This is a genomic window from Nitrosopumilus piranensis (assembly GCF_000875775.1).
Taxonomy (GTDB): domain Archaea; phylum Thermoproteota; class Nitrososphaeria; order Nitrososphaerales; family Nitrosopumilaceae; genus Nitrosopumilus; species Nitrosopumilus piranensis.
In genome coordinates this window covers 723,627-749,447 of record NZ_CP010868.1, presented here as the reverse complement: position 1 = coordinate 749,447, position 25,821 = coordinate 723,627, and the positions used below count along the sequence as shown (strand labels likewise).

The following is a 25,821-nucleotide window of genomic DNA, read 5'->3' as shown; positions in this document are numbered from 1 at the left end:
CTCTTAGAGCGTTAGGTAACTTCACAAAAATCGATTCTAGTTTGAACTTGCCTCTGGAGCAGATTCTTCGCTCGAGCCCTCTGATGCCACCTCTTCTTGAAGTTTTGCTGCAAGAATACTACATTGTGCAGCAATATTTTTTGCAGCAATTCTAAATGCTTTAGCACTTGGAGAATCAGGGTTTGTAATCATGATTGGTTTTCCTACATCTGAACCAGACATGATTCCAGAGTTTAATGGAATTTCACCTAAGAAAGGCATTTTAAATTGTTCACTAATTTTCTTTGCACCACCATCACCAAAGATGTAATGTTTTTCATCACAGTTAGGACATATGAAATGACTCATGTTTTCAACAACTCCAATAATTGGAACATTTAGTTTCTCAAACATTCCAATGGCCTTTACTGCAACATTACTTGCAACATCTTGAGGAGTAGTAACAACTAAGATTCCTGTAATAGGAATTGTTTGTGCAAGTGTTAATGGGATATCACCAGTTCCAGGTGGAAGATCTACAATAAGATAGTCCAAGTCAGACCAGTTTGTATCAACTAGAAATTGTTTAAGGATGCCTGAAATAATTGGGCCACGATAAATTGCGGCTTGATGTGCTTGCTCTGCAAAGAAGCCAAAGGAAACAACTTTGAGACCGTTTGCTTCTGCGGGTTGAAGTTTATTCTCTTCAACCTCCATATAACCATCCTTCATTCCTAACATCAAAGGAATGCTTGGACCATAGATGTCAGCATCTAGCAATCCAACTTTAGCACCTGTTTGCTGTAATGCCAAAGCTAAATTCAATGAGACTGTTGATTTTCCTACACCGCCTTTTCCACTTGCAACCCCAATAATGTTCTTGACTGTAGCCATTCCAGTATCTGCATCAAGTGAACGACCTTCCATCACTTTTGCAGTTACATTCATGTCAAAATTTTTCAGTTCAGTAAGTTCACCAATTGCTTTTCTTACATCATCCTCAATTTCCACGTTGAAAGGACAAGCAGGAGTAGTTAATTCTAAGGTAAATTTCAAATTTCCATCATTAAGTTCTAAATCTTTAATCATTCCCATTGATACAATATCTTTTTTCAAATCAGGATCAATGACAGTACTGAGTTTTTCAAGAACTTGATCTATTCCAACCATTGCGTCAAAAAACCCGTCTACATTATTTAAACATAAGTCGGAGGCCATAAGAAATTGTCAATATTTTCAAAAATTAGCAAAATCTTTAGAAAAACATGCCCAAATTACCCAAAGATTCATAAATTGAAATTCAAGAAAAACAGCACAGTTGTTTTCTATATCTACCCTAGTTGACGTTGTGAGGATTCCTCCAAGCTTGTTTGGAACTACACTCAAAAAGGCAGCAGTGAATATTCTCAAAGAAAAGTACGAGAGTATGATTAATGCAGATTTAGGTTACATCATTATGATTTTAGATGCTAAAGTTGATGAAATGGGAAAGATGATTGCAGGTGATGGTGGAACATTCCACAGAGTTCAATTTGAAGCATTGACATTTTATCCAAAGTTACAAGAAATTGTGCAAGGAGAAATTGTAGATATTACAGACTTTGGGGCATTTGTAAGAATTGGTCCTACTGATGCATTACTTCACTTATCACAAGTGATGGATGATTATCTTAAGAGTGATGTAAAATCAGGAATGATTTTAGCTAATCAAAGTGGTAGAACATTAAAAGTTGGTTCAACACTTCGTGCAAGAATTACTGCGGTATCATTAGGTAAGGCAGCTGCAATGGGAAAGATTGGAATCACATGCCGACAGCCATTCCTTGGTGCAGATGAATGGATTGAAGAAGAGATTAAGAAATCTTCTGGTGAAGCAGAAGAAGCTAAAGTAGAGGCAAGTTAAGATGGCACGAGAGATGGCATGCAGAAAATGCAAATATGTAACTGTTGGAAAAGTTTGTCCAGTATGCAAATCATCAGATTTGACACCAGACTGGAATGGAGTAGTACTAGTAGTTGATCCAACAAATTCTGAGATTTCAAAAACTTTAGGTATTACTCAAAAAGGCAAGTATGCAATTAAGGTAACATAAAATTTCTAAATCTTTAAAATCAAACTTATGTTTTACCATAATGTTGTCATTTAATTCAAAAAAGCAGTTAGCACAATTTCTAGCAGAAGACATAGGCAAAGGGGATATCACCAGTTTGCTTTTACCAAAGAAAAAAATCACAGCTAAAATAATTTCACGCGAACCTGCAATTATAGGAGGAGTAACACATGCAAAAGAAATTTTTAAGATTAAAGGATGTAATGTAAAAATTTTAAAAAAAGATGGCTCAAAAATACAACCAAATCAAACAGTGATGACCATTTCAGGTAATGCTGGAAAAATTTTGACGTGTGAGAGAACAGCACTTAATCTTTTAACAAGAATGAGTGGAATTGCAACTCAGACACAAGAGTTAGTAAAAAAAATTCCAAAAAAAACAAAAATCTATGCTACAAGAAAGACAGCGCCAGGGCTACGATACTTTGACAAACAGGCAGTAGAGATAGGAGGAGGTAAAAAACACAGACTAAGACTAGATGAAATGGTTATGATTAAAGACAACCATATTGCAGTTAGTAATTCATTAGAATCATTAATCAAAAAAGCAAAGAAAAAACACAAGAAATTTGAAGTTGAAGTTGAAAATACTGCAGATGCATTACTTGTTGCAAAAGAAGGTGCAACAATTATCATGCTAGACAACTTTACTCCAAATCAAATCAAAAAGACAATACAAGTTCTCAAAAATCAAAAATTACGAAATAAAGTTTTACTTGAAGCATCAGGAGGGATAAATTCTAAAAATATTTCTAAATATGGGAAAACAGGGGTAGATATTATTTCAGTGGGCAGCATTACAAACTCTGTTAAAGGAATTGACATGAGTTTAGAAATTTGAGTTTAGAATCTAATCATACCTAGGCAACTTTCCATATATATCAAAATTTTGTTGAGTTTTTGCATCTGCAAATCCATATTTCACATTGAGTTCCTCATTGAATTGAATCATCTCTACACGTGTAAGAGATGCAAATTTTACATATTCCTTTAGTGCTTCTTGGTATGTTCCACCATTATCAAGAACCATTTGTTTTGCTGCACGTCCAAGATGAATCTTTTTTTCAACATAATTGAATTGATCCCAATAAATTCCATGATGAGTGGCATTTACCCCAGTAAGAAAAGTAGCAAATGTATTTCTTGGAGTATATGGTTCATAATCTTTATTCATTCTATCAAGCTGTTTTTGAAGAAGTTCTTGTGAAAGTTTTCTTTGCTCATCAATTGCTAGTTGTTCAGGGGTTTTTGTTAGTTGGGTTCCAGCTTGAAGTTCTTTGAGAATTTTTTTAGATTGTTTGATTTTTTCAAGCATTTGTTTTGCTACAGAACTAGTCTTTATTTCATCTCCAGAAATAGTTGTAGATTCGAATTCAGATACGTCATTTTGTGCAAATACAGTGTTTCCTGAGAATAGAATCACCACAGATAACACAGATAATAGTGAAATGGTAGTTTTTTGCTCCATCATATGGTAAAAAATTGTCTAAACTATTTACCAGATACTTGTTATGAAATAGCAAGTTTTAATTATCATTAATCTTGTTTTTTCATTTTTAGTTCAGGTAGCAATGCAGATACAGCCTTGTTTTTTGGATCAACCTCTTTGATTTTTTCACAGCATTGAATTGCACGCTTGTTTTCACCTAGTTTTTGATGAGAATATGCCTTCAGGAGCAAAACATCGACATCAAATTCAGCAACATCAAGTGCTTTCTCAAAGTAAGAAATGGCAGTTTTGTATTTTTTTTTCAGATAATAAATTCCGCCAACAGTAAACAATGCATCATGATTGTTTGGGACCATCCTAAGGTATTCTGTACCTGATTTTAAGGCCTCATCATATTTTTTCTGTTTTGCAAGTTTTTTGAATTCTTTGAACTTTTCAGCATTTCGTTTTTGATTAGGGTCCTTTGGAGTCCTACTAAACAACCCTACCAAAATAATCACTCAAACTAGCTTATTGTAAGCATTCTATTAATTGCCAAACGTGCCTTATCTGCAATCTCTTTTGGAACAGTCACAACATTTTTTTCATCAACAAGTGCATCATACACTTTTTCAAGAGTAATCATTTTCATGTATTGGCATTCAGCTTTTTCAGAAGCAGGAATGAATGTTTTTCCAGGGTTTTGTTGCCTCATCCTATACAAAATTCCTGTTTCAGTTGCAACAACAAAGTTTTTAGCTTTTGATTCTTTTACATGATTTAACATTCCTTCTGTAGAAAGAATCGAGACTTTTTGATCATCAAAACTTCCATCTGCAACATCATACATCATTGGAGTGGTACAACTACATTCAGGATGAATTACAAATTCTGCATCCTTCATTGAATCCAATTTTTTAGTTACATCTTCAGGTGTGATTCCTGCATGGACATGGCACTCACCAGCCCATATGTGCATATTTTTTCTTCCAGTCATTTTTGCAACATATGAACCCAAGAACATGTCAGGTAAAAATAAAATTTCGTTGTCTTCAGGAATTGCTTTAACAACATTTACTGCATTTGATGAAGTGCAGCAATAATCAAGTTCTGCTTTAATTTCTGCAGTTGTGTTAACATACCCCACTGCAATAGCACCTGGATGTTGTTTCTTCCAATCTCTTAATTCATCAACAGTAATAGAATCAGATAACGAGCATCCTGCTTCCAAATCTGGTAAGATTACTTTTTTTTGGGGACTGATAATTGCGGCCGTTTCTGCCATAAAGTTTACACCACAAAAAAGAATTGTCTTTTGTGGAACCTTAGCAGCTTGCCGGGATAACCCTAACGAATCTCCTGTAAAATCAGCCACATCTTGAACTTCAGGTACCTGATAATTATGAGCAAGGATTACCACATCTTTTTCCTTTTTGAGTCGAAGTATCTCTTCTTTTAGTTTAGAGGTTTGTTGTACGAGCATAAACCATTGAAAATTTGAGTTGTGGGGATTTAAAGAATGGGATCTCGCCTAGAATTTTCATACATGTGAACAATAGTGGCAATAATTGCCATGTTACGTGCCAATTTGTATTTCATCTGAGCAATATTTCTTCAATGTCTCAATGGCTGAAAGAATTGCCAATCTGCTAGTTTTAGGGTTATTTTTATCTGGAAAATTCTCAATCGTGAATGTCATTTTACCAAATTTTCCTGAGGCCTCAATATGATGAGTGTTTTTGTCAGTATTAGGATCTGCAAGAATTCTAACTTTAGTTTGTTTACTGCCAATTCCTGTTAATGATAAAAGCGCTGCAACGTTGATGTTTGCAGGAAATAGTGATACAGCTTCTTTTGCAGTTCCATCAAAGATAGTAGTGATAGAATCAATCTTATCTAAATTAATATCAGAATTTTCAAAAAACTTTGCACCTTTTAGAGAACGAGGATGTTTTGTTGTTGTAATAGAAAGAGATTCTAGTTCAGATTTGACTGATTTTATTCCATCTAGTCCTGCAATAGCACCTGAAGGAAGATAGATTGTTTTCTTAAAATCTTTGCAAGCATCAGATAAAATATCATAGATTGATTCATCAAGTAACGCACCAACACTCATGATCATCAGATCCTTCTTGTTTTGTAAAACACTTAGCGCCACATCTTTTACTGCATCTTGAGATGCTGCCTCTACAACAATATCTATATGCTGAGAAGATAGCAGATGAGAATTTTCAACAATTTCAGGTTTGTTGTTCAATTTTTCTACAAGAGATGAAGATGCTGCTTTTGATGCATCATATACATGAGTAAGAACTGCAGGAAAATCATTAGAATCAATTGTCAAAGCAATTTGAGTTCCCATGGAACCACATCCCAAAAGTGCTATTCGTTTCAAACAATATCACTAGGAAATATGACTTAATTAATTCTAGGTAAATTGCTTCCAAAAGAGTATTTCCTAGTAAAAAGTACCAGCCCAACAATAGAAACTACTAAAATTAGAACAGAGTAGGCTCCAAATTCAGGTATCACTTGAGTACCAATAATTGCAATATTTTTGGTATCTTTATCAATTAAGAATCCAATCACATGATCGTTTGGAAACTTCATCAAATCATATCTTGTATCTATTCCATCAACTAATACAGTGAACTTTTCATTTTCAGCATAAATTACATCATCAGGCATCCTAACCCAAAAATCAGTTTTTTCAGGTACCATTTCCATTACAATTTCAATGGATTTGTTTTCTTCATTGATATTCATTGAAGATAAAATTGGAAATGTATTTTCAGAACCAATAGCATCAAGACTTCCATGATATCCATAGTAGAGATCATATGATTTATCATCAAACACAAATGTAACTTTCTCAGATTCTAATTGTGAGATATCAAGATATTGCCCAAATACCTCAATGTCTAAGACATGTTCTGCATATGCATTTACTGGAACCAAAACTAACAAAGACAAAATTGCTCCAAGAATGAAAAAATAGTTAATCATAATGGAGTCAACATGTCATAGAATATAATTAATTTCTAAATTTTCGTCATTGATTTTCTGAGTTGATATTAACAATGATAATTTATTATCAAATTATTTATGTTAAAGAATCTAAAAATTATCATTGAATTTATTTCAAGTTTTTGGAGCAAGTATTGTTTTTCTTTTAATTTTGATTCAACCAGTGTTTGCAGATATAGAATCGCCTAGAAAACAAATCAAATTTGGAATTTCGCCTGAAAAAATAACTTGCGAGGAGGGTTTTGTTTTGATGTTAAGGGCATCAGGGATGCCTGCATGTCTAAAACCAACCTCTGCTGAGAGATTAGAAGAAAGAGGATGGAAACAAATTATTCAGAAATTTGAAAAAGCGGAAAGAGAGATTGAAACCATACCTGCATCACAAGGATCTAGGGTAAATTTCTACATTACAGATGATGATCTAAATACTAGTCATAATGGAGTAGATACAATCAGTACTGAAGGGCTTTTTGAATTCACAATTAACGGCATTCCAATTCAGGGACCAAAAACTATGATTGAAACTGGAACAGATACAGGTAAGTTTTATTTGAAATTAGATTTACCAAATACAATCAATGGACAACCTATCAGTCAAGATGATGTTATTTTAATTCGATATTTAGATGAAACAGATGCTGCAGGTGAAAAAAGAGTAGTAACAAAATCAATTACACTAAGTAAGACATTTGCAAAAGTTGAAACATCTGGAGGGGGCCACAGGATTGGCCATGAGTTTACATTAAGAATCTATGAACCAGATGCAAACAGAGATTCTAAAGATGAAGACAAGATTCCACTTAGTTTGTTTGAGTATAGAGGAGATGGCGGGATTAGAACTACACTTGCAAACCCAAAATTTGATGCAAACTCTGGTTCATTAATTGAGACGGGTCCAAACACAAGTACATTTGAGGTGAAGATAAAGATCCCAAGAGAGATAGATGGAAAAACAATTCACATCGGGGACAAATATGAGATAAGATACATTGACAGAAGTACACCTTCTGGAACAGAAGAGAAAGTGATTTTCAAAGGAAGGATTGGATAGATGGATCAGTTTTGTCAAAGTTCAGTATAACCTAAAGATTTTATTCAAATCAACGAACTATTGTTGTGCTCAATACAGTATACAAAGATGCCATCATTAACAGAGACAAGATGTTGTCTATTCTAAAAGGTCCAAAATTTGAGCAAATTTTACAAAAAGCAAGAGAGAATTGGGTAGAATTTACGCCTGTAAAAGAAGAGGTTGTTACAGCAGGAATTGATTCAAGTTTTAACAATACAAAATTTCAAGGAATTGAGTTATGGGCAACTACTGCAGTTTCCATCAAAGCAGATGGAGAGGTGTTAGTAGATTTACATGAGTCAGGGCTAGGCTCAGATACGGATCTTTCCAGAATTGCAAGTAAGATGGAAATTGATGCTTGTGAAAAAACGGTAGATCAAGTTGATTTGGTATTGATGGATGGTTCTCTACATTCTCAGTTTATGACCAGACAATCAACGTTAGATGCACAAGTGGTTAGGACTATGAGAAAAAAGAACAATGTAATTTTCATTGCAAAAACATCAAACACAAAAAAACAATTTGAAAAATTAGGTTCTCTAGCAGGAGATATTTTTTATTATAACCATGTCACAAATGGCTCTGGTTTTAGTAAGTTATTTGTAGAAAAAAAATATGGATCTGACAAAGTAATATCATCTACATTTGTAAGATTAAGTGATTCTACTCCAATTATTAAATTAGAATTTCTTGGAGAACAACATGATGAAGCTGAGATAAAATCAATCATGAACAAACTATACAAAACAAGTATTGGTGGATACCCATACGCACTAAAGCTTGCACATAATAACTGTAAAATATCTGATAAAGAACTTGGGAAGATGGTTAGTTTGTTAGGACTAAGTAATGAGATCGGTTCACGTGAGGTATTAGGTTGAGTCTAGGTTTTGTTGTTGGAGAATCCAAACCAACATTTGTAACTGCAATCACTCAAAGAGCGTTATCAGTTGGAGAATATATCAAAATTGGAACAGATGAAGGAGAAATTTTAGGACTAGTGGAGAAATCATCAGTCTCTAGTGCAGCATTTGCAGATGTCAAGAATTTTGATGAGGCATCTGAAAGTACAGAAATTGCAGAGATTAACAAAAGAGACAAAACATTTACTGCACATATTGGAATTTTAGGATTTTTGGAAAATTTAAGAAAAGGTCAATCAATCATACCTGCAATACCACCAATTCCAGGCACAGAAATCACCCAACCAAGCAAACAAGATCTTGAAGAAATATTCAGTCCAAAAAATGATGGTTGGGTAAAAATTGGAAATCTTTTGAGAAATAAAACAATTGATGCCAAAGTAAATTTGGATAAAATTGTTTCAAGGCACTTAGGAATTTTAGCAATGACTGGAATGGGTAAAAGTAATCTTGTATCACTAGTTACAAAACAAATTTCAAAATTAAAGGGGACAGTAATAATTTTTGATTATCATAATGATTACACAACATTGAATATTCCAAGAATCAACGTGATAGACGCAAAGATCAATCCAAGATTACTTGATGCAGACCAACTCTCAGAAGTTTTAGAAATAAGAGATGGTGCAAATGTACAACAACGAGTCTTAAGAATGGCATTCACAAAACATGTCAAAGAATCAAAAGAGTTTTGGAGCAAATTAGAAAATGAGATAGATTTTATTGTAAATTCAGAAGATAAAAAGCTCAAAGAAATCAGAACGTCTGCATATAGAGTTCAGGATATTATTGAAGAAGCACAAAGGAGATTTGAAGATATTTTAGATCCAGACATGGGAGATCCCATTAGTTTTATCAAAGAAGGACGTACAAATATCTTAAACATTTCAGAACTATCAGAAAAACAAGCAAATGTTGCAGTAGCATTTTACTTGCAGCAATTACTCAAAGACAGAAAAGATGCAAGTATTGCAAGACACGGCAAAAGTAAGAGAGAGCGAAATTACAAATTCAATTCACCAATTTTTGTAATAATAGAAGAAGCACATGTCTTCATTCCAAAGGATCATGATACAAGTGCAAAATATTGGGCAGCAAAAATTGCCAGGGAGGGAAGAAAGTTTGGACTAGGATTAGGAGTTGTATCTCAGAGACCAAGAAGCGTAGACCTTAATGTTCTAAGCCAAATGGGCTCATTTGCAATAATGAAGATAATTCAAGAAGACGATCAACGCCAAATAGCCTCTGCAACAGAATCAACGAGCCGTGAATTGATTGCCCAATTAACGTCACTTAATGTTGGAGATGCAGTTCTGGTCGGACAATGGACAAATTTGCCATCACTTGTACATGTTGAAGAAGTCAAAGAGAAGATTATGGGGGCAGATCAAAGTGCAGTCAATGCATGGGCCAATGCAGAAAAAATGAAAGAGGTTGCAGTGGAATCAACACAAGGACTTGTTCAAAAAGATTTGTTGTTAGACTAATGCAATTTTCTCATATTTCAGACACACATTTAGGATTAGTACAATATGGTTCAGAAGAACGTGCACAAGATGTTTATGATGTGTTTAATCAATCAATCGACACATCAATTAAAGACCATATGGATTTTGTTATTTTTGCAGGAGATATTTTTCATGTACCAAATCCAAATGGAACAGCAATTGTTCAGATGGGAAATGGACTAAAACGACTAAAACAAAACAATATTGATTCGTTTTTTATTCTAGGAGAACATGACATTAGTAGAATTAGAACAACACCAATTCCATACGTTTATCATAATTTAGAATTCTCAAAATACATTGGCCAAGGAAAACCTATTGAATACAAAGGAGTGCTTCTTGCAGGATTTGACAAAATTAGAAAGACTGAGATTCCACAATATGAAGAAAAGTTTACCGAAGTTGATAGAGGGGCACAAAACTTTTCAGGTCATAAAATTTTGGTGTTACATCAAGGAATAACAGAGTTTAACAAATTTGCAGGAGAATTACAATCAACAGATCTCCCAAAAAATTTTACATATTATGCAATGGGTCATCTTCATGATACTGACATTAAAAAATTTAATCATCTGAATGGACCAATTGCATATCCAGGTTCAATTGAATTAACAACTAGTGAAGGAATCAAAGAAGCAAAGAAAGGGTTTTTTGAAGTAGACATTTCAGGAAAAGAAGCAATCCCAAATTGGATAGAACTTGACACAAGACCACAATTTTCGTTTAAAGCACAGTATCAAGAATTGCCAAAAATCATAGATGAAATTTCTGAAAAAATTACAGATTTGAGAAAAAAGCCCATCATAGAGGTAAATATTCAGGGAGAAAAGGTAGAGACAGACCACATTCAGACACAAATTTCAAGGCTAAATTCCATGGTTTTGAGGTGTTTTTGGAGAATTAGTACAAAGAAAGTTTCAGATTCTTCAGTTTTTCTAGACAGACCAAATGTGATTGATGATGAGATGTTCAGACTTTCAGTTGACGTTCTTGGCTCAGAGAAATCTGCTAGTTTTGCAATCAAAGAGCTTCTTCCAGCACTATCAGTAGGGGAGATTCAGGAAGCATCACAAATAATAATTGAAAATTTTGAGAAATTCAAAAAGGAGAAAAAACAATGATCACATCAATTGAATTGGGGGAATTTTTAGCTCATTCAGAAACAAAATTAGATTTTGATAATGGAGTTACAGTTTTTGTAGGTCATAATGGTGCAGGAAAGTCAAGTATCATCGACGCAATAACATTTGCGTTGTTTGGTCAACATACAAGAAAATCAAACAAAGGATTAATCAAACGAGGTTCAAACCAGGGATTTGCAAAAATAAATTTTTCAGTGAATGGAAGAAGTTTTGAAGCTGCAAGAAAAATTGATAGTAAAGGTACTCTTTCAGCAAAATTTACTGAGATTATTAATGATAAAAGAGTAGAGATAGCAGCAGGAGAAAGAAAACAATTTGGAGAATCAATGACTCATGAGGTTGAAAAAGCAATCGGTCTTGATTTTGAGAAATTAAAAGTGGCATCAATTGTTCAACAAGGTGAACTTAATGCAATTATCAATGCAAAACCAAAAGAATTCAAAGAGTTGCTTAACGCAATAATAGGTATTGACAAACTTGATGTTGCATCAGAGTCAATGAAAGCAGTAAACAAGAAATTTCGTCAAAACATTAGGGAAAAAATTGGATATGATGATACACATATTGAAATTTTATCAAGAGATTTAGAGAGATACCAAAAAGAAATTTCAGAGTCAGAACCACAGAAAAACCAATTACAAGCAAAACAAGAGACATTACAAATAGGAGTTAAAAACCTGAGAGAGAAAGTTGAAATTGAAGCGCCAAAAATTGACAAAATCAATCAACTAGAATTAAGGAAAAAAGAACTGGTAGAATATGCAAAGAATGCAATTCATGAAATTCAGTCAGAAATTAATGAAAAAGAGCGTAAAATACGAGATTGTGAGGCATGTTTTGAGTCTGCAAGCCTAAAAGAGGATTTAGAATCTAAAATTCAAAAAATAGAGCAAGCAGTTGAGGATACATTAAAAAAAATTCAAGAGATGAAAAGCCTGACTGCATCTCTTAAAGAAAAACAACTTCTTGCATCAAAACTCCAATTAAAAAATAACAAATGCCCAGTTTGTGATTCCAGTGTAGAAAAATTAAATCCATTATTCCAAGAAGAACACCTAAAACAGGAATTATCCTCTTTAGAGGAACAAATTATTCAAAAAGAAAAAGAACATCAAATGTATAATCAAAAAAGAAGAGACTTTTCGGAAAAACTACAAGCTGCAAGAGATGCCGAGGCAACACTTAGAGCACATTCCATTACATCAAAAAACCAATTAGAAAAAATTCAAGAAGAGATGGAAACAAAAAAGCAAAACATACAAAAAATTCCAGCACTAAGTAACGGTAATTTAGTTGAAATCTCACAAATTGATTCTCATGCAAAAACAATTTTTGAAAACATTTCAAAATTAGAATCAGAGACTAGGGGTTTTGATGAGCAAGAATTTTTGGATTTGAAAAAATTAGTTAATCAAAAACAGATGGAATTATCAAGTATTGACCAACAAATAGGGGCAATATTAGAGAAAATATCAAAAGGAAAGGAACAGATCATAGTTATTGAAAACGCAATTACAGAATTGAAGATTGTTAAAGAATATGTAACAAATCTTGATCAAATTCAAAATAATATTTTTAGCAGAGACGGTCCTGTTGCTACAAGCCTAAGATCATGGGCATTAAATGCAATTTCAGTCAAAGCATCAGAATATCTAGCAGTACTTAACACAAAAATTCAGAGAATCCAATTGACAGAAAAAGCTAGAGACATTTCAATTATTTGTAATTCAAAAACAGAAGAACTAGATTTAGAGTCATTAAGTGGCGGTGAAAAAGTTAGCGTGGCATTAGCCTTAAGATTGGGCATGGCGAGTCTACTTGGTGCATCAAATCTCAACTTGATGATACTAGATGAGCCTACAACACATCTAGATGCAGAAAGAAAGAAATCCTTGGTAGGAGTGCTATCTCAGTTATCAAATATTTCAAATTCTGAGACACCTATGCAATTTATCATAATTACACATGACGCAGAAATTTTTGAAGACTCTACAGTAGAACAAATTTACAAGTTTGAATCATCTACAGAAGGAAGTAAAGTGGCATTGTTAAATTGAGTTAATTTCAGAAATTACTTTACGTGAACTATTCCAGTCATCCAAGGATGAACCATACAGAAATAATCAAAAGCTCCTGCTTCATTAAATGTAAAGTCAAAAGTTGCACCAGACATAAACAATCCTGAATCAAATACACCTGTTGGTCCTGAATTCACATTACCACTTGTTACGGTATGAGCTGCAGTATCATCATTACTCCAAGTAACTGTCGTACCAACAGCTACAGTTACCTCATAAGGCAAGTAGCATTCGTTAGTATCTTCACATCCAGGAACTCCTACTCCATCAGGAGTTGAAATTGTTAGGGACATTGGTGATTCAGATTGAGGTTCTGGTTCAGGTAATGGTTCTGGTTCCATCATTACTGGTTCGTCTGTTGGTTCTTCAAATACTACCATTTCTTTTGCTTCATAAACAATTACTTGACCTGTCATCCAAGGATGAACCATACAGAAATAATCAAAAGCTCCTGCTTCATTAAATGTAAAGTCAAAAGAACCACCTGCCATAAACAAACTTGAATCAAACATTCCAGAAGCACCATCTTGGATAGTGCCACTTGTTACAGTGTGAGCTGCAGTATCAACATTATCCCATTGGACAGTATCACCAACAAAAATTTCTATAGAATATGGTAAATAACATTCGTTAGTCTCCTCACATCCTGGACCTCCTGAACCTTGTGCAGTTTCAACAATATGAGTTTGAGGAGATGCGGGAACTGCTGATGTTACAGGTTTTGGCTCTGTTTTAGATTCCATAACAGGTTCGGGTTTAGGTTCAACTCTAGGTTTGACTATAGGATCATCAACGCTGCATTCGCCTTTATGAACTAATTTTACACCAGCTGCATTCAACATACAGAGGTTACCATAAGTCTCACCATCAATACCACAAACAGGAGCCCATTCCATGGTGCAGATAGTGGGTTTGTCTTCGACTATTCTTGGCTGAATAATTTGATCTGGAGACATTGCAATAAATCCAAGAGATATTGCTACAAGAACCCCAACTACAGCTATAATTCCATAAGAAAAATTCATCTCATCCACCTGTTAACTTTGCAAACTTTTCGTTCTTACTTAACTTTTCCATAAATTCAATATTAGATAATGCTACAACTGCAGATTCGACGACTGGTTTTTCTGGATCATTTAATGCCTTTTCTAGGGCATCTTTTGCATCTTTATTTCCAACAACACCTAATGCTATTGCAGCCTCGTGTCTTACAAACAGACTTGGATCATTTAGAGTTGCATCAGTTAGAGGTGCAACTGAACTAGAATAACACATCTGTCCTAGAGAGAAGGCAGCTTCATGTCTTACCAATTCATTATCATCATTTTTCAAAACTTTGGCAATATATGGTACCTTGTCTTCTCCACCAAAATCAACTAAGATACATGTAGCTCTTGTTCGTATTACATAATCAGGATGATCTAAAAGGCTTACAAAATATTCAGTATCTTTTTGCTCATATTTTTTTTCCATTTCAGCAAAAAGTGTTAATCGATCATTAGTAACTACTTGCAACGTTTTTTGAGATTTCTGGCTCCTATATTTAGTTAATCAGGAAAAATTCAAAATTTCTTGAGGTATGTATTTAATGGAAAAAATACGATAACGTCTCATGAGCGCTGTAATTGGTCAAAAAGCACCAAATTTTGGAGTATCAGAATGGGTACAAGGAGCACCAACAAATTTTGACCAAGAAAAAGACCACATTGTTTTAGTTGAGGTATTTCAAGTAAATTGTCCTGGATGTTTTATGCATGCACTACCTGAAGCAATTGAGATTTACAACAAGTACAAAGACGAAGGTGTTAGAGTGATTGGAATTGCAACTGCCTTTGAAGATTTTGATAAAAACACTCTGGATAATTTGAAGATGCTTGCAGAGACCGGAGAGATAATAGGGGAAACTAGAAGCGCATTTCAAATGAGTGGTCAATTACAAGAGGGAAACAAGCTACCATACAAAATTCCATTTCCTTTAGCAATGGATAATTTGGTAAAGACAACAGGTGAAATAAGTCAAGAAAAAATTATGCAGTTTATTTATCCACAGATTCCAGAGTTTGATTCGCAACCTGAAGAATACAAAAATCAAATAATTCAAAGAGTCAAAGACTATATGAAATCAAAAGAATATTCTGCTGAGACCTTTGAGAAATTTGCACTACAAGGAACACCTTCTACCATTTTAGTGGATAGAAAAGGAATTCTCAGAGATGTTTCATTTGGACAAGTCGGGCAAACAGAATCAATGATTCAAAAGTTACTTAGAGAAGATTAGATTATCTGAATAAAACAACAGTAATTGAAAGAACAACAACTATAATGAATCCCCCAATAATTGCAATTTTTGAGTTATCCACAAAAGTCATTTTTGAAATCTAAATTTTAAGGATTTGTAAAAAGTATTAAGTCAAATCAAAAATATTATAAAATGTGGAAGAAGGGCAGATAATTGTTCCATTGTTAATTGCATTAGCAGTAGGGATTTTTGTAGGAACCAGATTATGGATTATGTTTAAAAAATAGATTTTTGATTCCTACAATTACAATTGCAGGTAATGCAAAATACACTCCAGTATTGAGTATGATTAATGATAACCCAATAGTTAGAACCTCAGATTCTGTTTCAGCATAATTTAGAAGAGACAAAGAGTTGAGCATAGGAGTAATTCCCACCTTGACTAGTTCATTGAATGTTGGATTTTGCCTTTGATAGTCTGCTATTTGTGGGCTAAATGAATAGTAAAAGTGGTTAAATGAATTCATAAAATTTTTACCTGATTCTGTTTGCATTAGTTTGTTATCTCTTAATTCTCGCAATTTTTGTACTTTAGGTGCAAGCTCAGATCCAAATGTTGCAGTTGCAATTAAGCAACCACCACCAGCATTATCATCAGAATTATCTTGCTCATTATCAGTTAGTGTAATTTCAATCTCTTTTACACCAATCAAGGCATTAGTTCCAATAATATCGATTTTATTATCACCGGTTCCAGTAAAATTCAAAGTGATAAACGAGATTCTGTTATTAGATTTTGATTCTTGAGTAACTTGTACATCATTAAGATAAAAAGTAAAATTTCCACCAAGTAAATTTTTAGGAATTGTTACTTCGCCCAAATTGTTTTCAAGACCACTGTTTGCAAATATGGTTAGACGTTTTTCATCTTTGTCAAATTCATGATCTAAAATCTTAAAGTTTGAGACAGTGACAACTTCAAAAGTGTGACCACTGACATCAACATCAAGTCTAGTAAGCAATCCTGTTTTATCAGATAATTGACCAAACACAGGAGATACTATCAAAAGTAAGAGTATTGGAATGAATAATGTTATTTTCAATTTATGCTGTTTGAGATATTCGTTTAGTTAATTCTTTATCTTGTGCAATTCTTGGATGATCTGGGTCTGCCAAGATTACTTCAAACCAATAATGTTTTCCGTCTTTGTAGATAAAGTATGAACCTAAAAGTTTCAAGTTTGGATATCTTTCACAAACTCTTCTCTCTGCAACAGTCTTCATATTGTCATCTGCCTTGATTCTTGTAACACCAAGATGTTTTGGACGTCTTCCACCAGTAGGTCTTTGTTTTCTCATACCACCAGTACCTACTCTCATTCTAACAACAACAATGCCTTGTTTTGCTTTGTACCCTAAACGTCTTGCCCTCTGTAATCTACTAGGCTTGTCAATACGAGTAATTGCATTTTGTTTACGCCAGCCAACAATACGTTCACGTAGTTCTGGAGCATTCTCTTTCCAAAGTCTGATCCATATTTGGTCTTGACGACTAGGCATATCGGGCATAGTAAAATCCCCTTTAATAACTGTAAAAACGTCATTTTTCCGTCTTTAATCACAATATAGACTTGTAGTTACCGCATACTAGAGTTTTTAAGATATTGAAAACATTTGATTTAGTGAATAAAAGGACTAACATGAATCATTTTCAATTTTTAGGCTTGATAGAATCAGGGTTTGCCAGAATATAATGGAACATACATAACACATTAGAGGTACACTGACATTTCATAATAAAGCGATTAATTTTAGCTATTTAAGACATTAATGAGTTGACTTTATTTTAGATAAAATCAAGTTCCTCATTGTTTTTCTTTATGATTTATCTAATCCTAACAGAAAAAGTCAGATGGAAAAAAGAAGTTATACAATAAGTAAAAGATGTGAGGATTGTTCCAGGATGCATTGTACTAATGGGTGCGTTTGTGATTGTCACCCAACACAAGGATGGTAAAATTATTGTCAGAAACAATACAGGATAATGAGATTATTGAAGAGAGATTTGAGCATCTCTTTCCAAGTTATGATTATTCTATAAAATCCTCTTTTCACGAAAGAGATATGCGAAAGAAAAAATTAATGAAAACGAACAAGGGCCATTCGTTTTTAGAGGGCTGAAATGAAATATTCTTGTAGAGAATGCTCCTTTAGTTGGGAAGGGCAACCCAATACATTTTTTAAAATATTACAGCATGAAAGAAAACACAAAAAATCTAACAATCGTTTGGAGAAATAAATTTGGTATATTGGGAATTAAATCAAGAAACTTGCCAGCATCCAATATCAGCAAAGATGCCTGAATTAATGAACAAGCGTGAATGTATGATGTGCCATAAAATTTTGGAGTTGGAATAAAATAGCAGGTTATTTAGGAGATACGAATTTGAAAATTGTACATCACCTAGCTTGCAAGCAAAAAGAATGCAATATCTACAATGTTGAAAAAAAGAATAGGCAGTATTTTTCACCAGATACACTAGAAGTTGCAAATAGCCTAGGGTTTAGTCCTTGCAAACACTGTATTTAGGACAAAAATTCTAAATCCGGACTGTAAATGGGACAAACATAAGTACTGCTAAGTAATTAAAATTCTCTTGAGTGGGGCATCACATTCCACGCACTCTAAGAGTTGCTTCCGCAGAAAACTCGATAGTTCAATTACGTCAAAGTTGTTAAAAAGGATTCCTGAGCATTGATATGAGATTTTTATTGAGCCAAAAGTGCACAAAAAAAGATGAAAATATCAACTGTAATTATATTCACAGCACTAGTAGCCAATTTAGGCATAATCCCATTTTCATATGCAGAGCCATCAGTTGAGATAATCATGGAAAAAACAACTTATAGCTATTGTGAGAAACTATTCTATACAATCAAGGTTTCAGAGGTTACAGGAAATCCAGCAATTATTCACATCAGAGATGAAACGGGTAAGGGAAGCAGTGCAATCCCCATTCCAATAACAGATTTAGAAAACCCAATACCATCACGCGTTGCTTTTGAAAAAGAAATTTTTCCACTAGGAAAGTATTTCATTGATGTTAATTATTCAGGAGCTCAAACAACTGCAGAGTTTACATTAATTGACGCAGACAAAGTATGCATCCCAGAGGTAGTAAAACCAATTATGGCAAACTGGCTTTCAGGAAATATCTCAGATGGTTTTTTGATTGATGCATTTCAAAAGTTTACAGAAGAAGAAAATATTTTCAAAATTCCTTTTGACATAAACGAGACATCTGTCTACGACATAACAATTCCTGAATGGGTAAAGAATGTAGGGTATTGGTGGCTTGAAGGAGCAATAAACGACGATGAGTTGGTAAATGCAATAAACAATCTAATTGAGAGAAACATAATATCACTTAGTCAGGACAAAAAAGATGAAATATGAACAAGTATTCCGTAATCACCATAATTGCAATCATAGTAATCATTAGTCCGTTTTTATTTTCTGCAATGAACGTTATTGGTAGTCAACAATTAGAATACAGATGGTATTCTCCTGGAACTTTTTCATTTTTTACAATGTTGAATCATGGGGAAACAGAATTTTGCAATACACTGCCATTTTGGATCTCATTTCAAAAATTTGAAGTTTCAGTGTTCTACACGGATGCATATTTAGGATCATATGTAGTCAAGCCATTAACACTTGATCCATTAGCATCTGGAGTTCAAGAAGGGGTTTTTTCTTCTGAAGATATTTCTAATGCACAACATGTTTTCATGAATTTTGATTTTGAGTTTGATTCAGGGGATATCAGATTAGACCCTAATCAATTTGTTGTGGTAATTCAGACAGACACACCCATTTTGAACCTCATTCCATATTCATCAACTACACAAATTACAGGATTTGAGTTTGACCAAATAATGAATGCTGAAGATTTGACTTGTGACTAGTTACTACTTTTGCTGGCTTTTGACATCAATGCCAAAATTATTGCCACTGCACCAGTGATTACAAATGCTGCAATGAAGCTATATCCTAGTTCTCTACTAAGACCTTTGAAAGAAATCTCTTTTGGTGCAGAAGTTTGAGATTCAACAACACATACATCATCTTTTAGAACAGTTCCCGGACCACATCTTTCATCTAAAACACATACTCCATCTTTGAGAACTGTTCCTTCACCACACTCTGTTGTTTCCTTTGGAGTTTCTACAACAGGTTCTTTAGATTGCTCTTTTTTAATCTCAGCTATGAGTTTGTCTAATTCAGATTTTGAAATATCTAATGCTTCATGAAAAGTATAATCAGAATAATTGTCTTCAAACCATTTTTTGTAAGATGGCTCAGAAACATATCGTTCAACGTAGAATCTAGGATCTTTTGAAGAGTCTACAAATGCTGCAGGGATCTGTTTTTCAGGAGTTTCAGAAGGTGTTTCTTCAGGTTCAGAAGGTGTTTCTTCAGGTTCAGAAGGTGTTTCTTCAGGTTCAGAAGGTGTTTCTTCTACAGACTGACCAAATACAGAACCAATGATTTCAACATCTTGAGTTCCTGATGGCAATTCAATTCTCAAAGTTCTACTTTCAGAGGTTGTTTCAGTTTCAGAAAAATTTGGCTCTAATCCACCATCAGCAATGACAATAAAATCATCATCTTGTCCCTCAAAAACTGAATCATAAAAAGATCTATCAAAGGTAATTTCTAAAATTCCAGGAGACACAGTAACATCTACAGTCAATATTAGAGAAATAAAATCCACATCAGCTTCGATACCAGATACAGACATTCCTGTAACTGTGTATTCTACATCATAACTGGTTCCTTCAACATCAACAGACATCGTTTCAGCATATACGAAAGCAGAAGAAATTATTGTAAAGAGTATCAATCCAAGAGATATTTTTAGCAGGGAATTTCCATTAGCCAAACGTTTTAGTCTTTCAGATTGGAATTGACTTAGACTCTGATTATTCAATACGATTGACTTCCTCCAAATTGGGGTTAAAAACAAAGAGACGATAATAAATCACGTAAAAGTCAACTTTTTTGCTTATTTTTAAAGTTCAGGCAGAAATGCTTCTAGATGACGCCTCTTAAAATCTGGATAATCTTCTCAGCAATAACATTTGCAGCCAATGATTGCGCTTCTTTTGTTTGGGCACCAATATGCGGAGTCAAAATTACATTGTCAAGTTCTGCCAATTTTGTTCCAACAGCAGGTTCTTTTTCAAATACATCCAGGGCTGCACCACCCAAAGTTCCATTTTTGAGAGCATCATAAAGTGCGTCTTCATCAACTACTCCGCCCCTAGAAGTATTGATAATTTTTGCAGTCTTTTTCATCGTAGACATTTTTTGTGCATCTAAGAGATGATAAGTTGAATCCAATAATGGAACATGAATAGAGATGTAATCAGAACTTTGTAACAAAGTATTCAAGTCTGCTTTCATCAAACCAACTTCTTTTGAAAATTCTTCATCAATTGGAACTACATCATATCCAATAATGTTCATGTTTAGTGCACGTGCAAGTCTACCTAATCTTTTTCCAATATTTCCTAATCCAATAATTCCAAGATATTTTCCTTTAAGCTCTGTTCCTTTCAATTCTTTTTTAAGCCATTGTCCATTTCTAATTCCTCTATCACCTCTTGCTGTTTGTCTTGCAAGGGACAACATTAGTCCTAAAACTAATTCAGCTACGGCATTCATTGCCCCTTCCACTGCATTGATTACTCTAATGTTTTTTATTTTGGCAGCTTCTTGATCAACATTATCAAGTCCAACTCCAACACGGGCAATAATTTTACAGTTATCTGCTTTATCGATCATTTCTTTTGTGATTGTCGTTCTGCTTCTAACAATTACAATATTGTAATTAGAAATCTTTTCTAAAATTTGGTCAGGTGTAATTTCTGGTTCATATGATATTTTCAAGTCATTGTCTTCTAAAATTTTATTTAAAATTGGATCCACTTCATCACAGATCAATACAGAATCATCAAATCCCATAGAATATCAAATGGAGCTACAGAATATAATTCATTCAAAATAATAAAAAGAAAAAGATGTGATATTATCAAGAAGTTAGGATTTCTGCTACTACAGGAATTACTTCCCATAATGCGACATAATCGCCACTTGCTTGCATTTCAGAAGCTACTTCATCAGTGTATAAACCGTGAATGTTTAGTGCAGGATGAGCAATACTGTTCATTCCCATTGGAGGGACAGCATCACTAGGATTGCCTAAAGCATATGCATAAGATGGCACTGGTGCTGGGATAACTCCTTTTTCAACTAGAACTGGGTTCAAGCCGAATGGATCACCTGCTACAAAGACTGTAGCTGCGCCAGTGTAAATTGCTGCATAGTCATGGTTTACTGCTGCGTATGCACCTGGTTCATCAAATACCAAGTCAACAATCATTCCTTGTGAGCCACCGAGTAACCATGTTTCAGTTGCTGCGGATTGTACTCTGTTACCTTGGACAACTCTATCCAATATTTCTCCAACAATGTGGAAGAATACTGGTTCGTTACCTTGGTTTTCAATGAAGAGTCTTACGTGTTGATCATTTTCAACAAATAAGAGCTGTGATTGGTATTGCTTGTGTTCAAGTCCATTCCATGGTTGTGCAACAAAGATGTTCTTGTTTACATCACCATTGACGAGTAAGTTATGAGCCATATTTGGTACATAACCAAATTGCATTCCGTTAACAACTGTTGCAGTGTTATGATGCTTGAACATTGCGCCGGCATCATAATTGCCTTCAGGTGTTAGGTACAATTGATTGTATTGGAGTTGGAACTCTAATGCATCTGCATCATAGAACTTTCTGTCAAGTTCACCGCTGCCACTAGTCTTCTCAACCATTAGTTTCTTGTATCCATTAGCTGGATCAACAATTGCAATTCCGTACATGCCGGAAAGTACGTGTTGGTCCATACCAATTAGTTTGACACCAGAACAATGGTATTTGAAAATACCAGCTGCTTCAGCGATGTAACAATACTGACTTGTTTCGCCAGGATTGACAGACTCAAAAGCGCTTGCAGAGATTTGAGATGCATGCATGTCGTTACCGTGTCCAGTAACTTCATCATCTGGAATTGTAAGTGTCATTTTGACTACATCACCTTGAGTAACTCTTAGTGTTGGTCCTGGGACTGTACCACTAAAGGTCATGGCGTTGTAGGTCTTTCCTCCCATAATTGGAAGTTCAACACTTTCACCAGTTAATTGGAAATCATGAACGGTTCTACCGGATGATTCCAAAACACCACAATCAGTTTCTGCGAATGCTTCAGGCATTACAAGCTGTAAACCTCCCATATGTCTGATTTTATCTAAGACATCGACATCCATTTGGGTCATGTCAATAGATTGACCAGAAATTTGGGTTTGTGTGTATGTGCTTCCGAATAAGGTTGCGCCCATTACAGCTACTGCTGCAATTGTAAAGAGCATACTAACACGCTTATTCATTAAGTGCGGTGGCTTCTGAATCCTATATAATAATTCCCATTATTGAAATATGAAAATATCTGAAAAAGAATGAATAATGGGTGTAAATAATTGGTTTTAGAATGAAATTTCGTTTAGATCAAGATTCTTTAGGTAAAGTCAAAATTCCTGCAGACGCATATTATGGGGCATTTACTGGAAGAGCAATCAACCAATATCACGTAACTGGACACAAAGGCCATGAGAATTTGATAAAGTCATTTGTCATGATTAAGAGATCTGCTGCAATAGCAAATATGAAAACAAAAGCAATTGATACTAAACGTGGAAAAGCAATAGTTTCTGCATGTGATAAAATTTTGTCTGGAAAGTATGTGGATCAGTTTGTAGTAGACATGATAAATTCTGGTGCGGGAACTGCATTTAACATGAATTCAAATGAAGTCATAGCAAATGTTGCGCTAGAAATTTTACGCAAAAAGAAAGGACAATATGGATTCCTACACCCAAATGATCACGTCAACATGTCACAATCAAGTAATGATACATACCCAACTGCTATGCATGTTGCCATCTTAATGAATCTCAAAGAAACAATTCCAGCAATTGACATTTTGATAAAGTCATTATCTAAAAAAGCAAAACAGTTTTCCTCATTTAAAAAAATTGGAAGAACACACCTCATGGATGCATTGCCAGTTACTCTAGGTAGTGAATTTGCAGCTTACGTTACATCAATTACTAAAGCAAGAAATGAAATTGTTGCATCGCAAAAAGAATTACAAAATGTTGCACTTGGTGGAACTGCTGTTGGTTCTGGTGCAAACACACCAAAGGGTTACAGGAAAATTGCAATATCAGAGCTTGCAAAAGTTTCAAAGTTATCATTAAAACCTGAAAAAGACATGCAACATGGATTACAGAGCAAATATGCAGTTGCAAATTGTTCAAGTGCATTGAGAAATTTGGTATTAGAAATTGGAAAACTTGCAAATGATATCAGACTAATGGCATCAGGTCCAATTGCAGGATTAGCAGAACTTGGAATTCCTGCAGTACACGCAGGTTCATCAATTATGCCAGGAAAAGTAAATCCATCATTAGCTGAATGCATGAATATGATTTGCTTTAACGTGATTGGAAACGATACTGCAGTATCATATGCCGCACAGAGTGGCCAGTTTGAGCTTAATGTAATGTTGCCTGGAATGCTAAAGTGTATGTTAGAATCAACTGACATGTTAAAGAATTTCTTACCAATATTTTCTGTAAATTTGATTGATGGGTTGACTGCAAACAAAGTCAAGTTACGTGCAGATATTGAAAATAGTCCAGTAATCGTTACTCTACTAACTCCAAAAATTGGATATCTGAAATCTGCAGAACTATTCAAAGAATCATTAAAAACTGGAAAGACTATCAGAGAATTAGTTGTTTCAAAGAAATTAATGACTAACAAGGAAATTGATTCTCTGTTTGGATAAAGTATGGCAAAGATTTTTGTAGAGTCCTATGGATGTTCTGCAAGTTTTGCAGATTCTGAAATGATTTCAGGACTAGTTCTAAATGGAGGTCATACTTTAGTTGAAGATTCTTCAGAATCGGATCTCAATATCGTTGTCACATGTTCTGTAAAAGATGCCACAGCAAACAAGATGATTCATAGAATAAAATCATTAAAGACAAAACCCCTTGTAGTAGCTGGTTGTCTACCAAAGGCAGAAAAGGAAACTGTTGAAAAATTTTCTGAAAATGCTAGCCTACTTGGTCCAAATTCTCTAGGTAAAACTCTACAAGTAATTGATTCTACACTTAAAGGCAGAAAAAAAATTGCATTAGAAGATTCAGATCTATCTAAAGTTGGACTTCCAAAGGTTAGACTCAATCCAGCAGTAGGAATAGTTGAGATTGCAAGTGGTTGCATGAGTGAGTGTACCTTTTGTCAAACTAAAATTTCCAAAGGAGATCTTCAAAGTTATAGATTAGGAGATATCGTAAGACAAGTAAAAACAGAGATTAATGAAGGGTGTAAGGAAATTTGGTTAACATCAACAGATAATGGATGTTATGGATTTGATATTGGAACTGATTTACCTTCTTTGATAAATGCAGTTTCAGAAATTCCAGAGAACTTTATGATAAGAGTTGGAATGATGAATCCAATGTACATGCCAAGAATTAGAGAAAAATTAATTGAGTCTTATGATAATGACAAAGTCTTCAAGTTTCTACACATTCCAGTCCAAAGTGGAAGTGACAAAGTATTACATGACATGAAAAGAGGCCATACTGCAGGAACCTTTAGAGAAATAGTAAAAAAGGCAAGAGAGAGATTCCCAAACTTTACTATTTCAACTGACATTATTGTTGGATTTCCATCAGAAACAAAAGAGGACTTTGAAAAAACAGTAGATTTGATTGATGAGACAAGGCCAGATGTAGTAAATCTATCAAAATATAGCGCAAGACCAGGAACTGAAGCTGCTGAGCGGGTACAAATCGATGTTTCAGAAGTAAAGTCAAGAAGTAAGAAGATTTTTGAGCAGATCAACAATATATCATTAGAGAACAACAAAAAGTGGATCGGTTGGAAAGGAAATGTTCTCTTTGATGAAAAAACTGATGAGGGTATCAAAGGTAGAAATTTTGCTTACAAGCCAGTGTTTGTCCCAGAACAGGTGGGTATTGGGCAATCACGTGTTGTAGAAATTGTCGGTTCTACACAAAACAGTCTTCTTGGGAAGATCGCAAGCTAAATTTTTTAGATCTAAAATTTGATTAAAAAAACGTAAGAAGGTTTTTTATGGAATTCAGCGAATAGGA

Annotated in this window: 26 protein-coding genes; 13 read left to right on the top strand and 13 right to left on the bottom strand. The window is 34.3% G+C overall.

All coding sequences use genetic code 11. The annotated features are described in order from the left end of the window. Positions 1–36 precede the first annotated feature (36 nt). Complete coding sequence (locus NPIRD3C_RS04360) at positions 37–1,149, bottom strand: Mrp/NBP35 family ATP-binding protein (RefSeq protein ID WP_148702998.1); 1,113 nt, start codon at positions 1,147–1,149, stop codon at positions 37–39. A 148-nt stretch (positions 1,150–1,297) separates the two neighbouring features. Between NPIRD3C_RS04360 and NPIRD3C_RS04355 the strand changes: the two genes are divergently transcribed. Genes NPIRD3C_RS04355 through nadC form a run of 3 tightly spaced genes read left to right on the top strand, consistent with a single transcriptional unit; the run spans position 1,298 to position 2,931 of the window. Then, positions 1,298–1,882 (top strand): DNA-directed RNA polymerase, encoded by a 585-nt coding sequence (locus tag NPIRD3C_RS04355; RefSeq protein ID WP_148702997.1) that lies wholly within the window; start codon positions 1,298–1,300, stop codon positions 1,880–1,882. Position 1,883: 1 nt separating this feature from the next. Continuing rightward, positions 1,884–2,072, top strand: a complete 189-nt coding sequence (gene spt4 / locus NPIRD3C_RS04350; protein ID WP_148702996.1) for a transcription elongation factor subunit Spt4 — start codon at positions 1,884–1,886, stop codon at positions 2,070–2,072. Between the two features lie 40 nt (positions 2,073–2,112). Continuing rightward, positions 2,113–2,931, top strand: a complete 819-nt coding sequence (nadC, locus tag NPIRD3C_RS04345) for a carboxylating nicotinate-nucleotide diphosphorylase (RefSeq protein ID WP_148702995.1) — start codon at positions 2,113–2,115, stop codon at positions 2,929–2,931. Positions 2,932–2,940: 9 nt separating this feature from the next. On the opposite strand, the gene NPIRD3C_RS04340 is transcribed toward nadC, so the two are convergent. The 5 genes from NPIRD3C_RS04340 to NPIRD3C_RS04320 form a co-directional block, all read right to left on the bottom strand. Continuing rightward, on the bottom strand, positions 2,941–3,561 hold the full coding sequence (locus NPIRD3C_RS04340) for a hypothetical protein (protein WP_237087725.1): 621 nt from the start codon (positions 3,559–3,561) through the stop codon (positions 2,941–2,943). A 65-nt stretch (positions 3,562–3,626) separates the two neighbouring features. Further along, positions 3,627–4,040, bottom strand: a complete 414-nt coding sequence (locus NPIRD3C_RS04335) for a tetratricopeptide repeat protein (protein WP_148702994.1) — start codon at positions 4,038–4,040, stop codon at positions 3,627–3,629. Between the two features lie 5 nt (positions 4,041–4,045). Then, positions 4,046–5,002: a quinolinate synthase NadA gene (gene nadA / locus NPIRD3C_RS04330; protein WP_148702993.1), complete on the bottom strand. Its 957-nt coding sequence runs from the start codon at positions 5,000–5,002 to the stop codon at positions 4,046–4,048. Between the two features lie 93 nt (positions 5,003–5,095). Further along, on the bottom strand, positions 5,096–5,914 hold the full coding sequence (locus NPIRD3C_RS04325) for an aspartate dehydrogenase (protein WP_148702992.1): 819 nt from the start codon (positions 5,912–5,914) through the stop codon (positions 5,096–5,098). Between the two features lie 23 nt (positions 5,915–5,937). Beyond that, positions 5,938–6,525: a PEFG-CTERM sorting domain-containing protein gene (locus NPIRD3C_RS04320; RefSeq protein WP_148702991.1), complete on the bottom strand. Its 588-nt coding sequence runs from the start codon at positions 6,523–6,525 to the stop codon at positions 5,938–5,940. 124 nt (positions 6,526–6,649) lie between these two features. On the opposite strand from NPIRD3C_RS04320, the gene NPIRD3C_RS04315 reads away from it, so the two are divergent. The 5 genes from NPIRD3C_RS04315 (at position 6,650) to NPIRD3C_RS04295 (ending at position 13,248) form a co-directional block, all read left to right on the top strand. Further along, positions 6,650–7,597 (top strand): hypothetical protein, encoded by a 948-nt coding sequence (locus tag NPIRD3C_RS04315; RefSeq protein WP_148702990.1) that lies wholly within the window; start codon positions 6,650–6,652, stop codon positions 7,595–7,597. A gap of 110 nt (positions 7,598–7,707) precedes the next feature. Beyond that, on the top strand, positions 7,708–8,499 hold the full coding sequence (locus NPIRD3C_RS04310; protein ID WP_148704124.1) for a DNA double-strand break repair nuclease NurA: 792 nt from the start codon (positions 7,708–7,710) through the stop codon (positions 8,497–8,499). After that, on the top strand, positions 8,496–10,028 hold the full coding sequence (locus NPIRD3C_RS04305; RefSeq protein ID WP_148702989.1) for an ATP-binding protein: 1,533 nt from the start codon (positions 8,496–8,498) through the stop codon (positions 10,026–10,028). Before NPIRD3C_RS04310 ends, NPIRD3C_RS04305 begins: the two co-directional genes overlap by 4 nt. Then, complete coding sequence (locus NPIRD3C_RS04300; RefSeq protein ID WP_148704123.1) at positions 10,028–11,170, top strand: metallophosphoesterase family protein; 1,143 nt, start codon at positions 10,028–10,030, stop codon at positions 11,168–11,170. The genes NPIRD3C_RS04305 and NPIRD3C_RS04300 overlap by 1 nt, the downstream gene beginning before the upstream one ends. After that, positions 11,167–13,248 (top strand): AAA family ATPase, encoded by a 2,082-nt coding sequence (locus NPIRD3C_RS04295; RefSeq protein ID WP_148702988.1) that lies wholly within the window; start codon positions 11,167–11,169, stop codon positions 13,246–13,248. Before NPIRD3C_RS04300 ends, NPIRD3C_RS04295 begins: the two co-directional genes overlap by 4 nt. A gap of 14 nt (positions 13,249–13,262) precedes the next feature. Here the strand turns inward: NPIRD3C_RS04295 and NPIRD3C_RS04290 are convergent, their stop codons facing one another. Then, positions 13,263–14,294, bottom strand: a complete 1,032-nt coding sequence (locus NPIRD3C_RS04290) for a plastocyanin/azurin family copper-binding protein (protein WP_237087723.1) — start codon at positions 14,292–14,294, stop codon at positions 13,263–13,265. A gap of 1 nt (position 14,295) precedes the next feature. Further along, the gene (locus tag NPIRD3C_RS04285; protein ID WP_237087722.1) at positions 14,296–14,742 is read right to left on the bottom strand and encodes a HEAT repeat domain-containing protein; all 447 of its coding nucleotides are present in this window, start codon (positions 14,740–14,742) and stop codon (positions 14,296–14,298) included. Positions 14,743–14,881: 139 nt separating this feature from the next. Here NPIRD3C_RS04285 and NPIRD3C_RS04280 point away from each other — a divergent pair, with 139 nt between their 5' ends. Beyond that, positions 14,882–15,547: a TlpA family protein disulfide reductase gene (locus NPIRD3C_RS04280; RefSeq protein ID WP_148702985.1), complete on the top strand. Its 666-nt coding sequence runs from the start codon at positions 14,882–14,884 to the stop codon at positions 15,545–15,547. Between the two features lie 224 nt (positions 15,548–15,771). Here the strand turns inward: NPIRD3C_RS04280 and NPIRD3C_RS04275 are convergent, their stop codons facing one another. Together NPIRD3C_RS04275 and NPIRD3C_RS04270 are read right to left on the bottom strand one after the other, a co-directional pair. Further along, positions 15,772–16,611: a CFI-box-CTERM domain-containing protein gene (locus NPIRD3C_RS04275; RefSeq protein WP_425338877.1), complete on the bottom strand. Its 840-nt coding sequence runs from the start codon at positions 16,609–16,611 to the stop codon at positions 15,772–15,774. Position 16,612: 1 nt separating this feature from the next. Then, positions 16,613–17,068 (bottom strand): 50S ribosomal protein L15e, encoded by a 456-nt coding sequence (locus NPIRD3C_RS04270; protein ID WP_148704121.1) that lies wholly within the window; start codon positions 17,066–17,068, stop codon positions 16,613–16,615. Between the two features lie 1,237 nt (positions 17,069–18,305). On the opposite strand from NPIRD3C_RS04270, the gene NPIRD3C_RS04255 reads away from it, so the two are divergent. After that, positions 18,306–18,965, top strand: a complete 660-nt coding sequence (locus NPIRD3C_RS04255) for a hypothetical protein (protein WP_148702983.1) — start codon at positions 18,306–18,308, stop codon at positions 18,963–18,965. After that, positions 18,962–19,477: a thr operon leader peptide gene (locus NPIRD3C_RS04250; RefSeq protein WP_148702982.1), complete on the top strand. Its 516-nt coding sequence runs from the start codon at positions 18,962–18,964 to the stop codon at positions 19,475–19,477. Before NPIRD3C_RS04255 ends, NPIRD3C_RS04250 begins: the two co-directional genes overlap by 4 nt. Here NPIRD3C_RS04250 and NPIRD3C_RS04245 read toward each other — a convergent pair. The 3 genes from NPIRD3C_RS04245 to NPIRD3C_RS04235 form a co-directional block, all read right to left on the bottom strand. Continuing rightward, positions 19,474–20,502: a hypothetical protein gene (locus NPIRD3C_RS04245; protein ID WP_148702981.1), complete on the bottom strand. Its 1,029-nt coding sequence runs from the start codon at positions 20,500–20,502 to the stop codon at positions 19,474–19,476. The two genes, NPIRD3C_RS04250 and NPIRD3C_RS04245, sit on opposite strands and share 4 nt — an antisense overlap. A gap of 104 nt (positions 20,503–20,606) precedes the next feature. Next, a complete protein-coding gene (locus NPIRD3C_RS04240) occupies positions 20,607–21,539 on the bottom strand; it encodes a D-2-hydroxyacid dehydrogenase (RefSeq protein WP_148702980.1) in 933 nt (310 codons plus the stop codon). A 67-nt stretch (positions 21,540–21,606) separates the two neighbouring features. Then, the gene (locus NPIRD3C_RS04235; protein WP_148704119.1) at positions 21,607–23,001 is read right to left on the bottom strand and encodes a multicopper oxidase domain-containing protein; all 1,395 of its coding nucleotides are present in this window, start codon (positions 22,999–23,001) and stop codon (positions 21,607–21,609) included. 119 nt (positions 23,002–23,120) lie between these two features. Between NPIRD3C_RS04235 and NPIRD3C_RS04230 the strand changes: the two genes are divergently transcribed. Next, positions 23,121–24,482: an aspartate ammonia-lyase gene (locus NPIRD3C_RS04230; protein ID WP_148702979.1), complete on the top strand. Its 1,362-nt coding sequence runs from the start codon at positions 23,121–23,123 to the stop codon at positions 24,480–24,482. 3 nt (positions 24,483–24,485) lie between these two features. Next, on the top strand, positions 24,486–25,754 hold the full coding sequence (locus tag NPIRD3C_RS04225; protein ID WP_148702978.1) for a tRNA (N(6)-L-threonylcarbamoyladenosine(37)-C(2))-methylthiotransferase: 1,269 nt from the start codon (positions 24,486–24,488) through the stop codon (positions 25,752–25,754). Positions 25,755–25,821: the final 67 nt, after the last annotated feature.

Excerpts from the sequence above, each read along its gene's own strand:
- NPIRD3C_RS04360 (WP_148702998.1), bottom strand. The coding sequence starts at position 1,149 with ATGGTTGGAATAGATCAAGTTCTTGAAAAACTCAGTACTGTCATTGAT.
- spt4 (WP_148702996.1), top strand. The coding sequence starts at position 1,884 with ATGGCACGAGAGATGGCATGCAGAAAATGCAAATATGTAACTGTTGGA.
- nadC (WP_148702995.1), top strand. The coding sequence starts at position 2,113 with ATGTTGTCATTTAATTCAAAAAAGCAGTTAGCACAATTTCTAGCAGAA.
- NPIRD3C_RS04340 (WP_237087725.1), bottom strand. The coding sequence starts at position 3,561 with ATGATGGAGCAAAAAACTACCATTTCACTATTATCTGTGTTATCTGTG.
- nadA (WP_148702993.1), bottom strand. The coding sequence starts at position 5,002 with ATGCTCGTACAACAAACCTCTAAACTAAAAGAAGAGATACTTCGACTC.
- NPIRD3C_RS04320 (WP_148702991.1), bottom strand. The coding sequence starts at position 6,525 with ATGATTAACTATTTTTTCATTCTTGGAGCAATTTTGTCTTTGTTAGTT.
- NPIRD3C_RS04310 (WP_148704124.1), top strand. The coding sequence starts at position 7,708 with ATGTTGTCTATTCTAAAAGGTCCAAAATTTGAGCAAATTTTACAAAAA.
- NPIRD3C_RS04300 (WP_148704123.1), top strand. The coding sequence starts at position 10,028 with ATGCAATTTTCTCATATTTCAGACACACATTTAGGATTAGTACAATAT.
- NPIRD3C_RS04295 (WP_148702988.1), top strand. The coding sequence starts at position 11,167 with ATGATCACATCAATTGAATTGGGGGAATTTTTAGCTCATTCAGAAACA.
- NPIRD3C_RS04290 (WP_237087723.1), bottom strand. The coding sequence starts at position 14,294 with ATGAATTTTTCTTATGGAATTATAGCTGTAGTTGGGGTTCTTGTAGCA.
- NPIRD3C_RS04285 (WP_237087722.1), bottom strand. The coding sequence starts at position 14,742 with ATGGAAAAAAAATATGAGCAAAAAGATACTGAATATTTTGTAAGCCTT.
- NPIRD3C_RS04280 (WP_148702985.1), top strand. The coding sequence starts at position 14,882 with ATGAGCGCTGTAATTGGTCAAAAAGCACCAAATTTTGGAGTATCAGAA.
- NPIRD3C_RS04270 (WP_148704121.1), bottom strand. The coding sequence starts at position 17,068 with ATGCCTAGTCGTCAAGACCAAATATGGATCAGACTTTGGAAAGAGAAT.
- NPIRD3C_RS04255 (WP_148702983.1), top strand. The coding sequence starts at position 18,306 with ATGAAAATATCAACTGTAATTATATTCACAGCACTAGTAGCCAATTTA.
- NPIRD3C_RS04250 (WP_148702982.1), top strand. The coding sequence starts at position 18,962 with ATGAACAAGTATTCCGTAATCACCATAATTGCAATCATAGTAATCATT.
- NPIRD3C_RS04240 (WP_148702980.1), bottom strand. The coding sequence starts at position 21,539 with ATGGGATTTGATGATTCTGTATTGATCTGTGATGAAGTGGATCCAATT.
- NPIRD3C_RS04235 (WP_148704119.1), bottom strand. The coding sequence starts at position 23,001 with ATGCTCTTTACAATTGCAGCAGTAGCTGTAATGGGCGCAACCTTATTC.
- NPIRD3C_RS04230 (WP_148702979.1), top strand. The coding sequence starts at position 23,121 with ATGAAATTTCGTTTAGATCAAGATTCTTTAGGTAAAGTCAAAATTCCT.
- NPIRD3C_RS04225 (WP_148702978.1), top strand. The coding sequence starts at position 24,486 with ATGGCAAAGATTTTTGTAGAGTCCTATGGATGTTCTGCAAGTTTTGCA.